This window comes from Photobacterium sp. WH24, from assembly GCF_019204055.1.
In the GTDB taxonomy this organism is placed as follows: Bacteria; Pseudomonadota; Gammaproteobacteria; order Enterobacterales; family Vibrionaceae; genus Photobacterium; species Photobacterium arenosum.
Map to the genome: position 1 here is coordinate 252,242 of NZ_JAGSOZ010000003.1, position 13,751 is coordinate 265,992.

Sequence of the window (13,751 nt, forward strand, 5' to 3'; positions counted from 1 at the left end):
GGCTACGTAGCTCAGTTGGTTAGAGCACATCACTCATAATGATGGGGTCACAGGTTCGAATCCCGTCGTAGCCACCATTTTCATCCCCTACCATGGTTGAAAATGGCAAAGAGTCAATACACGCGGTGGTGGCGGAATTGGTAGACGCGCTAGCTTCAGGTGCTAGTGCCCGCAAGGGCGTGAGAGTTCAAGTCTCTCCCTCCGCACCAATTGACTTTTGAAATAACTTTGAGACTTTAGGGCTATCGCCAAGCGGTAAGGCAGCGGCTTTTGATGCCGCCATTCCCTGGTTCGAATCCAGGTAGCCCTGCCATATTGATGCTGACCTTTAGTGTCAACAAAGTTAGAGACACAGTCTCTTTCACCATGTTGCGGTGGTGGCGGAATTGGTAGACGCGCTAGCTTCAGGTGCTAGTGTCCGCAAGGACGTGAGAGTTCAAGTCTCTCCCTCCGCACCAACTTCCTGTTCAAACAGGAGGTTGTAAAATACTTTGGTATTACTCGCTGTAATATCGATAAAGAAACCAGCGCTTAGGCTGGTTTTTTTGTACCTGAAAAACACAGCCCGCTCCAACGCCTCTCTTTGTTCAGGTCTCTTTTCACACGCAGTAAAAAAGCCACACAGCGGTGGCTTATAAAATCGAATAAAAACAATAAACTTACAACCCTAGCGCATACTTCAGCACTTGATGTTTCAGCGGTCCGGTATGCTCGGCCAGTTTCAGGCCAAGATTTCGCAGCAAGGAAACGGGTTTCAGATCATTACTGAAGGCACAGTAAAACACATCCATCCCGGTCTGCATCATCAGGTTATCGGGTCTTCGCCGCCTCTGGTAGCGCTGAAGAACCGGCTCTCCGAACCAGTGTTCTCCACCGTGCGCCATTTCTTCAAGCAGCACATCAACGTCTTTAAAACCGAGATTCACTCCCTGCCCCGCCAGCGGGTTAATGGTATGCGCGGCATCTCCCAGCAAAACAATCCCGTCTTTATAGTAAGACTGGGCGTGGCGTCGTGTCAGCGGGAAACTGCCTTTGTTCCGCACACGAACCGCACCGAGTTCAACAGGAAATTCACTCCGCACCGCTTTTTCCAGTTGCTCCGCCGACATGGCTGATAACTGTTTGATCCGCTGAGGGCTGTCATACCAGACTAGCGATCCGTTGTGACCCGGCATCGGCAGAAAAGAGCGAGGACCATGCGGCGTAAACTGCTGCCAGGTAATATCCTGCTGGGGCAAAGCGGTTTCAACATTGATCAGCATGCAATGCTGACGATAATCCCAGGCTGTAATGCCGATATTGGCCTGCTGACGAACGCGGGAATTGGCACCATCAGCCCCAACCAACCAGCGGGTTTGCAGCACCTGACCGTTGTCCAATGTGACCTGGTACCCTTCATCAGCACGCTGAAAATGCGCTAAACGGGCAGGACAAATCAGTGAAAGATTGGAATATGCGTCAAACGCCTGCCACAGACCCAGCTGAATCAAACGGTTCTCCACCATAAAGCCCAGCTCAGCTAACCCAAGGTCAGCGGCATGAAAACGGGTGCGGCATTCCGGGTGCTCCCAGGTTTCCAAACGCCGGAAAGGACACATCCTCATGGCCTGGATATGTGGCCATGCCCCCAGACGGTTCAGCAGAGTGACCGACTGGGCAGAAATGGCTGACACACGCAGATCCATCTCCTGTGCGGAGTCAAAAGCCACCGGAGGCTGACCTTCAATCACCGCCACTCTGCGTCCCTGCCGGGCCATTCCCAATGCTGCCGCCGCACCCACCATGCCGCCGCCAGCAATCACAATATCAAACTGTTCCATGCAGGTATCTCATCTCATTACTCTGCCGACATTCTAACGGCTTTACGCGGGTTTACTACACTCAACACTTTCTGCGCTCGCTTTTCTGTCATCTTTGGCACTGAAGCTTGATCTGTGCCAATAGCCACCGGCCAGAGATGCGCCTGCTGCTGATTTTATAATCAGCATGGATGATCTGGTCACGCCGTGTCGAAAGCAGTACAATACGCGGCTTGCTATTTAAGGCGGCCCCAGAGGCGATCTCTGACGCTGCAAACGCAACGTAAATGCACTGAATTAACACTACGAGTGAAGAGTTAGACATGGCGAAGAAACTGCTTATCAAAACCTGGGGTTGTCAGATGAATGAATACGATTCATCCAAGATGGCCGATCTTCTCAACGCCAATGGCGGTTATGAATTAACAGAAGAACCAGCAGAAGCCGATGTACTGCTACTTAACACCTGCTCTATTCGCGAAAAGGCACAGGAAAAAGTCTTCCACCAGCTGGGCCGCTGGAAAACGCTGAAAGACAAAAAGCCAAGCCTGGTGATTGGCGTTGGCGGCTGTGTCGCTACTCAGGAAGGGGATTCCATCCGGGATCGTGCTCCCTATGTCGATGTGATCTTTGGTCCGCAAACGCTGCACCGTCTGCCTGAAATGATCAGCACATCACAGTCTTCCGATGCGCCGGTCATGGATATTTCTTTCCCGGAAATCGAGAAATTCGACCGCCTGCCTGAACCACGGGCCGAAGGCCCTACCGCGTTCGTGTCTATCATGGAAGGTTGCTCCAAATACTGTACTTTCTGTGTGGTGCCATACACCCGTGGTGAAGAAGTCAGCCGCCCGCTGGATGACGTGCTGTTTGAAATCGCTCAGCTGGCAGAGCAAGGCGTGCGTGAAGTAAACCTGCTGGGCCAGAATGTGAATGCCTTCCGCGGTGAGACACACGATGGCGAGATCGCTTCATTTGCTGAGTTATTGCGCCTGGTGGCAGCAATTGACGGTATCGATCGCATTCGCTATACCACCAGCCACCCGATTGAGTTCACCGACGACATTATTGCCGTTTATGAAGACACGCCGGAAGTGGTCAGCTTCCTGCACCTGCCGGTTCAGAGCGGTTCCGACCGTATCCTGGCGATGATGAAGCGGCCTCATACTGCCATCGAGTATAAATCCAAGATCCGCAAGCTGCGTAAAGCTCGCCCGGATATCACCATCAGCTCCGACTTTATCGTCGCTTTCCCGGGTGAGTCCGATCAGGACTTCCAGGACACCATGAAACTGATCCGCGATGTCGACTTTGACATGAGTTTCAGCTTCATTTATTCAGCCCGCCCGGGGACACCAGCGGCCGATTACCCTTGTGATTTGTCTGAAGACGTGAAGAAAGCGCGTTTGTATGAACTGCAGCAGCAGATCAATGCGCAGGCAATGCGCTACTCCCGCCAGATGCTGGACACTGAACAGCGCATCCTGGTGGAAGGGCCATCGAAAAAGAACATCATGGAGCTGCGCGGCCGTACCGAGAACAACCGTGTGGTGAACTTTGAAGGTTCAGTGGATTTGATCGGCCAATTTGTTGATGTCAGAATCACGGATGTATTCAATAATTCCCTGCGTGGTGAACTAGTCCGTACTGAAGCAGACATGAATCTGCGGATCGCTATGTCTCCCAGCGAGGTCATAGAGAAAACCCGTAAAGAAGATGAAATAGGTGTAGGCGTTTATACTCCTTAATAAGAGGACAGAAATTTCTGCCTGTGCCCAACTATTCCGGCCATCCGTCACAGTGGATGGCCCACAGAGAGGCAAATCTTGAGCAAAATTATTACTGTTGAACTGAATCTCGAACCCGCCGATAACCACCGCCTGGCCAGCCTTTGCGGTCCTTTCGACGACAATATCAAGCAGCTGGAACGCCGTCTGGGCGTTGAAATTAACCACCGCAGTCACAATTTCAGCATAGTCGGTCAGCCGCACACTGCCGAAGCCACAGCCAATATCCTTAAGAATCTGTATGTTGACACCGCTCCGGTGCGCAACGTGATCCCGGATATTGAGCCTGAGCAGATTCATCTCGCCATTAAAGAATCGGGTGTGCTGGAACAAGATGTGAGCTCAAGTATCCCTTACGGCAAAGAAATTCATATCAAGACCAAGAAAGGCGTCATCAAGCCGCGGACACCAAACCAGGCGCAGTACATTGCCAATATGGTTGGTCACGATATCACCTTCGGTATTGGTCCTGCCGGTACGGGGAAAACTTATCTGGCTGTTGCCGCTGCGGTTGATGCGCTGGAGCGCCAGGAAATCCGCCGTATTCTGCTGACCCGCCCTGCCGTAGAAGCCGGTGAAAAACTGGGCTTCCTGCCGGGGGATCTGAGCCAGAAGGTCGATCCGTATCTGCGCCCGCTTTACGATGCCTTGTTCGAAATGCTGGGTTTTGAGCGGGTAGAAAAGCTCATTGAGCGTAATGTCATTGAAGTGGCACCGCTGGCGTACATGCGCGGCCGGACACTGAACGATGCCTTCATTATTCTCGATGAAAGCCAGAATACGACAGTAGAGCAGATGAAAATGTTTCTGACCCGTATCGGCTTTAACTCGCGTGCCGTGATCACAGGTGACGTGACCCAGATCGACTTGCCGCGCGGGGCGCGATCCGGGCTGCGCCATGCCATTGAAGTGCTGGCCGATGTGGATGAAATCAGCTTTAACTTCTTCCAGGCAACTGACGTAGTACGTCACCCTGTTGTAGCTCGTATCGTCCAGGCGTATGAAGCCTGGGAGAGCGAAGATCAGAAACAACGAAAACTGGCTGAACAACGCCGTCGCGACCAGCAGGAAGCGCGTCAGGCCAGTCCTGAAACGGAATAATCATACAGATGGCTATTTATCTGGATTTACAGCTTGCCACCGCTGATGAGAGTGGCATGCCGACTGAGGCTGACTTTCAGCGCTGGCTGGAAGCGGCGGTGACTCCGTTTCAAACCGAAGCCGAAGTGACTGTGCGCTTGGTTGATGAAGCCGAAAGCCAGGCACTCAACAGTGAATACCGGGGGAAAGACAAGCCCACCAATGTGCTGTCTTTCCCGTTTGAAGCGCCTCCGGGTGTAGAACTGGAGCTGTTGGGCGATCTGATTATCTGTCGTCAGGTGGTTGAAAGTGAGGCGCGGGAGCAGAGTAAACCCTTGTTTGCCCACTGGGCACATATGGTTGTACACGGCTCACTTCATCTGCTAGGTTATGACCATGTTGATGACGAAGAAGCCGAAGAAATGGAAGCCCTGGAAACCGAGATAATGCAAGGTTTAGGGTTTGCCAATCCTTACGAAGCTGACCAATACTAACATCAGCTTCTGGCTGTCTTTGGCTAAGATACTGTCGGCTGCGCCTGTGGCGACGCCGACCTTCCGTGGCTCTGTCCACATATTTGAATAGAAAGCAATGAACGAAGATAACCCCCAAAATTCTGACGGTCCGAGTCGAAAGACCTTCTTTGAACGTATTGGCCAGCTCTTTCAGGGCGAACCTCAGAATAAGGAAGAACTGGTCGATGTGATCCGTGATTCCGAAGAAAATGATCTGATTGATCACCACACACGCGACATGCTCGAAGGTGTGATCCAGATTTCTGAGATGCGGGTTCGGGATATCATGATTCCCCGCTCCCAAATGACCACCATAGAGCGTTCACAGAAGGTTGAAGACCTCATTGATATCATTGTTGATGCCCAGCACTCTCGCTACCCGGTCATCAGTGATGATAAAGACCACGTTGAAGGTATTCTTCTGGCTAAAGATCTGCTGCGCTACCTGCGCCCGGACAGCGAGCCATTTGACCTCAGCGCCATTCTGCGCCCGGCAGTTGTTGTGCCGGAGAGCAAGCGGGTAGATCGCCTGCTGAAAGAATTTCGGGAAGAACGCTACCACATGGCCATAGTGGTCGATGAGTTTGGTGGCGTATCCGGCTTGATCACTATCGAGGATATTCTGGAGCAAATCGTTGGTGAAATCGAAGATGAATTCGACGATGAAGAAGAACAGGACATCCGTCAGTTAAGTAAGCACACCTGGAATGTGAAGGCATTAACCACTATCGATGACTTCAATAAACTGTTCCAGACCAACTTCAGTGCTAACGATATCGACACCATAGGCGGATTGGTCATGACCAGCTTTGGTCACCTGCCAGCCCGTGGTGAAGTGGTCGAACTGGAAGGCTATGCGTTCAAAGTCACCGCCGCAGACAGCCGCCGGGTCATACAATTACAAGTGACAGTGCCGCAGGAGGCACACCAACCAACGATGACGCCCTGATGAGACGAATCGACAATCTAAACCTGACAGGACGGCTGCTACTGGCCGTCCCTTCCGGCGCACTGGCAACCCTGTCTTTCGCCCCTTATAAGCTCTGGTATCTCGCCCCGCTCTCCCTGATTATTTTCTTTACCCTGCTGCAGAATCAACGCCCTAAAACCGCCTTCTGGACAGGTTTATCATGGGGGTTAGGATTATTCGGCAGTGGCGTTTGGTGGGTACATGTCAGCATTGCCGACTTTGGCGGCATGCCCGTCATTGCGGGTCTGTTCCTTATGGCGCTGCTGGTTGGTTATCTGGCGCTCTACCCTGCCTTATTTGGCGCCTTGTTTGCCCGGTTCGGGCTGGGTCGGCCTTTCCACCAGCTGATGTTGCTGGGCCCGGTGTTCTGGCTGCTGCTGGACTGGGTCAGAGGCTGGTTGTTTACCGGTTTTCCCTGGTTGTGGATGGGTTACGGGCAAATTCACGGCCCGCTGGCCAGTTTCGCGCCGATCCTGGGGGTTGAAGGTCTGACGCTCGCACTGGTGCTGAGTTGTGGTGCGCTGGTTGCCGCCGGCTATTACCGTAACTGGCGCCCCCTGACCGTGCCGGTTCTTGTCTTGCTGCTGGCGTATCAGGCGAAAGGCATTGAATGGGTTCAGACTGAACCGTATAAACCGGTCAAGGTCGCGCTGGTGCAAGGCAATGTCCCACAGGCACTGAAATGGCAACCTGAGCAACGCTGGCCAACCCTGATGAAATACTTAGATCTCACCCGTGAAAACTGGGATGCTGATATTATCATCTGGCCGGAAGCAGCAATTCCCGCGCTGGAAAAACAGGTAGAGACCTTCCTCAGTCATCTCGATGAAGCCGCCCGTTTAAATCAAAGTGCGGTAATTACAGGTGTGCTAGATAAAACCGAACAGGGTGAGTTTTTCAACAATATACTGACGCTGGGTATCAACCGTGACGGTCAATACCACTACGATACTGCCAGCCGGTACAGCAAGCACCATTTGCTGCCGTTTGGTGAATTTGTGCCTTTCGGCGACTTACTGCGTCCGATTGCCCCGTTTTTCAACCTGCCGATGTCATCATTCAGCCGCGGCAGTTTTGTCCAGACCAATCTGGAAGCCAAGGGTTATGCCCTGGCTCCGGCCCTGTGTTATGAAATCGCCTTCAGCGAGCAGGTTCGCCAGAATGTGGGCATGGGCACCGACATGCTGCTGACCCTGTCCAATGATGCCTGGTTCGGCCGCTCCATTGGCCCGCACCAGCACATGGAAATCGCCCAGATGCGGGCTCTGGAAACAGGTAAACCCTTACTGCGTGCCACTAACACGGGCGTGACAGCCGTTGTCGATCACCAGGGTCAGATTATTGCAGAGCTGCCACAGTTCGAAACCGGCGTACTGCGTGCCACTGTAACCCCGACCAAGGGTCTGACGCCCTACACGACACTGGGCAGCTGGCCATTGTACTTGTATTTACTCTGGTCCGTTGCTGTTTCCTGGCTACTGCTTAAACGCCGCCGGGGCGATTTCAGAGACACTACCCCGCAAGAAGGCGTCCATTAAATCAAACACAGATCCAACCAGACAGGGAGCAACAGGCTCCCTGTCGCTTGTCAGCGGCAGCTGCTTTACGGCGCCAGAGGCTGACGGGTGAATTGGGTGTGTCCACACTTAGTACAGGGCTCAATCGTCCGCACGTGCGTGTACTGTTCATGATGTCCGCACTGCTCGCAGACCAGATTACCCAGGCCAACCACTTCACCGGCTTTATAGATGCCCTGATGCTTGATATCGTCCATGACCTCTAACCATTCCAGCTGTGTCTTATCTGTCACCTCAGCCAACCCTTCCCAAATCGTCTCGGTCACCAGTTTGTAAAACGGACTTTCAGAGAAAGGGGTCGGGCTTTCCTGCACGTTTTGCCCGAATTCTTTCAGATCCCGTTTGAAATACGCACGTATCAGCGCCAGTTCATCTTTGGTCATGTCACTGGCCGCGGTGCGATACTTTTCACTGGTATCAATCCAATGTTTCAGTTCATCAGGGCTATGCTTGAGGGCTTCCGTGATCTCTTCCAACATGGATTCATACGCATCTTTTTCTTTAGCCATGTGAGTTTCTCCTAGGCTTGATCCGCCGGACATAGGCACCCTGACACATAGCGCCGGGTCAGTAACCAGTCCGGCACGGGCAATCCGTGGCTGAATAATGATAATAACCGGCCTATTCGGCCTCAGCTATTGTTGCTACCTTTACCTTTAGTTATTCTATGTCGATTATTTTGACTGTGTTTGTATTAACTCACAACGATTCCGGAAGTCATCGATGCAAGAACAATACCGTCCACAGGACATTGAACCTAAAGTTCAAGCACATTGGGACAACAACCAAACCTTTGTTGTAAGTGAAGACCCTAATAAAGAAAAATTCTACTGTCTCTCCATGTTCCCGTACCCAAGTGGACGTCTGCACATGGGCCACGTGCGTAACTACACCATCGGTGATGTGATTTCCCGTTATCAGCGCCTGCAGGGCAAGAATGTAATGCAGCCAATCGGCTGGGACGCATTCGGTCTGCCAGCAGAAAATGCCGCGGTGAAGAACAACACCGCCCCTGCGCCGTGGACTTACGAAAACATCGACTACATGAAGAACCAGCTGAAATTACTGGGCTTTGGTTACGACTGGAACCGTGAGTTTGCTACCTGCACCCCGGAATACTACCGCTGGGAGCAGGAATTCTTTACCAAGCTGTATAGCAAAGGCCTGGTCTACAAGAAAACCTCTTCCGTAAACTGGTGCCCGAATGACCAGACAGTGCTGGCCAACGAGCAGGTTGAAGACGGCTGCTGCTGGCGTTGTGATACACCAGTAGAGCAAAAAGAAATTCCGCAGTGGTTTATTAAGATCACGGCTTACGCCCAGGAGCTGCTGGACGATCTGGACAACCTGGAAGGCTGGCCTGAGATGGTCAAAACCATGCAGCGCAACTGGATTGGCCGCTCTGAAGGTGTTGAGCTGTCCTTCGCCGTTGAAGGCCAGGACACACCACTGGAAGTCTATACCACACGTCCGGACACCCTGATGGGGGTGACTTACGTCGGCATTGCCGCCGGTCATCCTCTGGCTGATCTGGCCGCCAAGAACAATCCTGCACTGGCTGCCTTCATTGAAGAATGTAAGAACACCAAAGTGGCAGAGGCCGAACTGGCTACCATGGAGAAGAAAGGCATGGCCACTGGCCTGTATGCCGTTCACCCTCTCAATGGCCGCCGTGTGCCTGTCTATGTCGCTAACTTTGTGCTGATGGACTACGGAACAGGCGCAGTGATGGCCGTACCTGCCCATGATCAGCGTGACTTTGAATTCGCCACCAAGTACGGGCTGGATATCGTTCCTGTTATCAAGCCGGCCGACGGCAGCGAACTGGATATCAGTGAAGCAGCTTACACCGAAAAAGGCGTGCTGTTCGACTCTGGTGAATTCAACGGTCTGGATTTCCAGGCGGCGTTCGATGCGATTGCCGCCAAGCTGGAAACCGAAGGTAAAGGCAAGAAAACCGTCAACTTCCGCCTGCGTGACTGGGGGGTTTCCCGCCAGCGTTACTGGGGTGCACCGATTCCTATGGTTACCACCCCGGACGGCGAAGTCCATCCTGTCCCTGCCGATCAGCTACCGGTGATCCTGCCGGAAGATGTGGTGATGGACGGCGTGACCAGCCCGATCAAAGCAGACAAGAGCTGGGCAGAAACCACCTTTAACGGTGAACCGGCGCTGCGCGAAACCGATACCTTCGACACCTTTATGGAATCGTCCTGGTATTACGCGCGTTACTGCTCACCTCAGGCGGACGAAATGCTGAATTCTGATGCCGCCAACTACTGGCTGCCGGTTGACCAGTACATCGGCGGTATTGAACATGCCTGTATGCACCTGCTGTACTCACGTTTCTTCCACAAACTGCTGCGCGACAGCGGTATGGTGACGAGCGACGAGCCGTTCAAACAGCTTTTATGTCAGGGTATGGTACTGGCAGATGCCTTCTACTACACCAGCGAAAAAGGCGCCAAAGTCTGGGTATCGCCAACAGAGGTGACTCTGGAGCGTGACGAAAAAGGCCGCATTACCAAAGCCACTGACGAGCAAGGTAACGAACTGGTGCACTCAGGCATGACCAAGATGTCGAAGTCGAAGAACAACGGCATCGACCCACAGGAAATGGTCGACAAGTACGGCGCGGATACCGTTCGCCTGTTCATGATGTTCGCCTCGCCAGCTGATATGACGCTGGAGTGGCAGGAATCTGGCGTTGAAGGTGCCAACCGCTTCCTGAAACGAGTCTGGAAACTGGTCTTTGAACATTCGGCAAAAGGTGCGGTCGAAGCACTGGATGCTTCAGCACTGAACGCCGATCAGAAAGCGCTGCGCCGTGATGTTCACAAAACCATCGCCAAAGTCAGCGATGATATTGGCCGTCGTCAGACGTTCAACACAGCTATTGCGGCTATCATGGAGCTGATGAACAAGCTGGGTAAAGCACCACAAGACAGCGCCCAGGATCGTGCCCTGCTGGACGAAGCCCTGAAAGCGGTTGTCCGTATGCTGTACCCAATCACCCCGCATATCTGTTTTGAACTGTGGCATGCACTGGGTGAGTCTAAGGTGGATCATGCTGACTGGCCGGTTGCCGATGACAACGCTATGGTGGAAGATGAGAAGCTCATCATAGTTCAGGTTAACGGTAAACTGCGCGCCAAACTGACTGTCGCGGCAGATGCTGGTAAAGATCAGGTAGAAGCGCTGGCACTGTCAGACGAGAACGTCACCAAATTCACCGACGATAAAACTATTCGCAAGGTGATTTACGTGCCGGGCAAGCTGCTGAACATTGTTGCCAACTAACAGGCATACCAACAACGCCTTCCCAGTGGGAAGGCGTTTTCTCTTTCACTCTCGAATTTGTTACTAAGGAGTAGACACGGTGAGCGCAGCGTCATCCCTACTGTCCCGTTTCCGTCTGGTCTTTGTCGTCGTACTGGCGCTGGCCACTGCATCATGCGGCTTCCATTTACGTGGTAACTACATGCTGCCCGACGATATTGCCCGCCTGTCTCTGACCAGCTTTGATAAATACGGCCCGCTGACCCGTATGGTGAAATCCCAGTTCAAACTGCACGGTATTGAAGCCGTTCCGCCATCGTCTCAGGTGCCCAATCTGCATCTGATCAGTGAATCTCAGGGGGAGCGTACCTTATCCTTATACCAGAACAGCCGTGCCGCCGAGTACGAACTGACCTATACCGTCAACTATCAGGTGGTGGTGCCTGAAAAAGGGGCCAAGCGTTTTACCACTAAAGTTAACCGCAGCTTTCTGGATAACCCGTTAACCGCACTGGCAAAATCGGTGGAACGCGATATGTTGCTCGATGAAATGCGCCAGCAGGCCTCGCGCCAGATTATGCGTCAGCTTGCCCGTCTGACCGCCGACCTGAACCAGTCAGACTCTGACAATGCAGAGCGTTCTGCCAGCGACGCCAATGGCAGTGTCACAACAATTGAGACAGAAACCGATGCCGATAAACAGGCCGCAGATCGGATGTTCGACACCATGGACAGCGCGGCGCAATGAGGATCTACCCGGAACAGCTGGCTGAGCGATTAAAACAGGGGTTAGCCTCCGCTTATCTGCTTGCTGGCAACGAACCTTTGCTGTTACAGGAAACGGCTGACCGGGTGCGGCAACAGGCCAAAGACGCCGGTTTTCTCGAGCGACACAGCCACAGCATAGATAATCAGCTGGACTGGAATGAAGTACTGGATAATTGCCAGGCGCTGAGTTTGTTCTCTTCACGCCAGATCATCGAACTGACCATGCCGGACAGCGGTATCACGGCGACTCAGGCCAAATCACTGCAAACAGTGATTGATGCTTTACATCCGGATATCCTGTTGCTGGTGCAGGGCCCGCGTCTCAATAAAAAACAAGAAAGCAGCGCCTGGTTTAAAGCGCTCACGACTCAGGGGATATATGTGCCCTGCAATACGCCTGATGCCCGTCAGCTACCCCGCTTCATCCAGCAGCGTTGTCAGCAACTGGGGCTGAATGCCGATGCAGAAACCATACAGATACTGGCTCAGTGGCATGAAGGTAACCTGCTGGCACTGGCACAGAGTCTGCACAAACTCACCCTGATTTATCCTGACGGCACCCTGACCGTGCCCCGGATTCAGGAGGCGCTCAGCCGCCATAACCACTACACCCCGTTTCAGCTGCTGGATGCCTTACTGGCCGGTCAGGCAAAACGCAGTCAGCGCATTGTGCGTCAGCTCGAAGCCGAAGGGGTGGAAGCTATTATTATTCTGCGTACCTTGCAACGTGAACTGACCCAGCTGTACCGCATGCAGGAAATGGGTAAACAGGGAATCCCCCTGAACCGGATCCTCGAAAATTTTCGGGTTTGGCAAAACCGGCGTGAACTCTATGTGGGCGCCTTGCACCGATTACCCTTACCTGCTCTGCTAACAGCTATCCAACAACTCAGTCAGCTTGAACGCCAGGCTAAAACCGACTATGACACCAGTATCTGGCCCGGTTTAAGCACATTATGCGCCATGATGTGCGGACTGAGTAAGGGCTTACCTTTGCAGTCCCACTGACACCGCTGGCAAATTATTGTTAAAACTGGCTGATGCTCAAAAAATCTGTACATCACTGCACCACGCAAGCGTCAGCCAGAATTGAGCATGGTATACTCCAGCGTTAAAATGTGAACCCGATCGACCCACCTGACTCTAATAACAAGAGAAGACTGAATTGAGGGAGACCCCTTTGCAGCTACAAGAACTACACGACTTCGTCATTGACAAAATTGATGACATGAAAGCCCTGGACATAGTCACTCTGGATGTGCGCGGCAAATCCAGCATTACTGATCTCATGGTCGTTTGTACCGGTACTTCAAACCGCCACGTCGCTTCGATTGCAGACAATGTCAACACTGCCTCCAAACTGATAGACTTCCCGCCGTTTGGTATCAGTGGCGAAGAAGACGCTGAATGGGTCGTGGTTGATATGGGAAGCGTCATGCTGCACATCATGCAAGAAGATGCGCGTCAGCTTTACCAACTGGAGAAGCTTTGGGGCTAACTGACGGATGAAGTTGCAACTGATCGCGGTCGGCACAAAAATGCCTAAATGGGTAGAAACCGGCTTTGAGGAATACCGCCGCCGTTTTCCTAAAGATATGCCGCTGGAACTGATTGAAATTACAGCCGGCAAACGGGGTAAAAATGCGGATATAGCCCGTATTCTGCAAAAAGAAGGCGAGGCTATGCTGGCTGCCGTTGCCAAAGGCAACCGCATTGTCACCTTAGATATTCCGGGTAAACGCTGGGACACAGAACAACTGGCCGATCAGATGGAAAGCTGGAAACTGGACGGCCGGGATGTGTCTATACTGATTGGCGGACCTGAAGGTCTGGCACCGGCCTGTAAAGCCGCTGCAGAACAAAGCTGGTCCCTGTCTCCGTTAACGCTGCCACATCCGCTGGTGCGTATTGTGATGGCCGAAAGCCTTTACCGGGCCTGGAGCATCACAGCCAACCACCCATACCACAGGGAATAG

Annotated in this window: 12 protein-coding genes and 4 tRNA genes; 14 read left to right on the forward strand and 2 right to left on the reverse strand. The window is 52.8% G+C overall.

Translation table 11 applies throughout. The features are described 5' to 3' along the window. The 4 genes from KCG43_RS06020 to KCG43_RS06035 all read left to right on the forward strand — a co-directional run bounded on the left by KCG43_RS06020 (position 1) and on the right by KCG43_RS06035 (position 458). Positions 1 to 77 (forward strand) — tRNA-Met (locus KCG43_RS06020). A 45-nt stretch (positions 78 to 122) separates the two neighbouring features. Beyond that, a tRNA-Leu gene (locus KCG43_RS06025) sits at positions 123 to 209 on the forward strand. A gap of 29 nt (positions 210 to 238) precedes the next feature. Then, positions 239 to 313, forward strand: a tRNA-Gln gene (locus KCG43_RS06030). 58 nt (positions 314 to 371) lie between these two features. Continuing rightward, positions 372 to 458, forward strand: a tRNA-Leu gene (locus tag KCG43_RS06035). 201 nt (positions 459 to 659) lie between these two features. Here the strand turns inward: KCG43_RS06035 and KCG43_RS06040 are convergent. Further along, positions 660 to 1,820 (reverse strand): 2-octaprenyl-3-methyl-6-methoxy-1,4-benzoquinol hydroxylase, encoded by a 1,161-nt coding sequence (locus KCG43_RS06040; protein WP_218383853.1) that lies wholly within the window; start codon positions 1,818 to 1,820, stop codon positions 660 to 662. Between the two features lie 302 nt (positions 1,821 to 2,122). Between KCG43_RS06040 and miaB the strand changes: the two genes are divergently transcribed. From miaB to lnt, 5 genes are all read left to right on the forward strand, one after another. Then, positions 2,123 to 3,547, forward strand: coding sequence for a tRNA (N6-isopentenyl adenosine(37)-C2)-methylthiotransferase MiaB (gene miaB, locus KCG43_RS06045; protein ID WP_218383858.1), 1,425 nt, complete (start codon positions 2,123 to 2,125; stop codon positions 3,545 to 3,547). A 75-nt stretch (positions 3,548 to 3,622) separates the two neighbouring features. After that, positions 3,623 to 4,687: a PhoH family protein gene (locus KCG43_RS06050; RefSeq protein ID WP_192015030.1), complete on the forward strand. Its 1,065-nt coding sequence runs from the start codon at positions 3,623 to 3,625 to the stop codon at positions 4,685 to 4,687. A gap of 8 nt (positions 4,688 to 4,695) precedes the next feature. Further along, complete coding sequence (gene ybeY, locus KCG43_RS06055) at positions 4,696 to 5,160, forward strand: rRNA maturation RNase YbeY (RefSeq protein WP_218383859.1); 465 nt, start codon at positions 4,696 to 4,698, stop codon at positions 5,158 to 5,160. Between the two features lie 97 nt (positions 5,161 to 5,257). Further along, positions 5,258 to 6,130: a CNNM family magnesium/cobalt transport protein CorC gene (gene corC / locus KCG43_RS06060; protein ID WP_192014595.1), complete on the forward strand. Its 873-nt coding sequence runs from the start codon at positions 5,258 to 5,260 to the stop codon at positions 6,128 to 6,130. Then, positions 6,130 to 7,689: an apolipoprotein N-acyltransferase gene (gene lnt, locus KCG43_RS06065; RefSeq protein ID WP_192014594.1), complete on the forward strand. Its 1,560-nt coding sequence runs from the start codon at positions 6,130 to 6,132 to the stop codon at positions 7,687 to 7,689. Before corC ends, lnt begins: the two co-directional genes overlap by 1 nt. A 65-nt stretch (positions 7,690 to 7,754) precedes the next feature. Here lnt and KCG43_RS06070 read toward each other — a convergent pair whose 3' ends face one another. Beyond that, the gene (locus tag KCG43_RS06070) at positions 7,755 to 8,237 is read right to left on the reverse strand and encodes a zinc ribbon-containing protein (RefSeq protein WP_027253806.1); all 483 of its coding nucleotides are present in this window, start codon (positions 8,235 to 8,237) and stop codon (positions 7,755 to 7,757) included. A 214-nt stretch (positions 8,238 to 8,451) separates the two neighbouring features. Between KCG43_RS06070 and leuS the strand changes: the two genes are divergently transcribed. From leuS to rlmH, 5 genes are all read left to right on the forward strand, one after another. Then, a complete protein-coding gene (leuS, locus tag KCG43_RS06075; RefSeq protein WP_218383860.1) occupies positions 8,452 to 11,028 on the forward strand; it encodes a leucine--tRNA ligase in 2,577 nt (858 codons plus the stop codon). A gap of 79 nt (positions 11,029 to 11,107) precedes the next feature. Further along, a complete protein-coding gene (gene lptE / locus KCG43_RS06080; RefSeq protein WP_237794733.1) occupies positions 11,108 to 11,755 on the forward strand; it encodes an LPS assembly lipoprotein LptE in 648 nt (215 codons plus the stop codon). Further along, complete coding sequence (gene holA / locus KCG43_RS06085; RefSeq protein WP_192014592.1) at positions 11,752 to 12,783, forward strand: DNA polymerase III subunit delta; 1,032 nt, start codon at positions 11,752 to 11,754, stop codon at positions 12,781 to 12,783. Before lptE ends, holA begins: the two co-directional genes overlap by 4 nt. A gap of 172 nt (positions 12,784 to 12,955) precedes the next feature. Beyond that, a complete protein-coding gene (rsfS, locus tag KCG43_RS06090; protein WP_192014591.1) occupies positions 12,956 to 13,273 on the forward strand; it encodes a ribosome silencing factor in 318 nt (105 codons plus the stop codon). Positions 13,274 to 13,280: 7 nt separating this feature from the next. Beyond that, positions 13,281 to 13,751: a 23S rRNA (pseudouridine(1915)-N(3))-methyltransferase RlmH gene (gene rlmH / locus KCG43_RS06095; protein WP_192014590.1), complete on the forward strand. Its 471-nt coding sequence runs from the start codon at positions 13,281 to 13,283 to the stop codon at positions 13,749 to 13,751.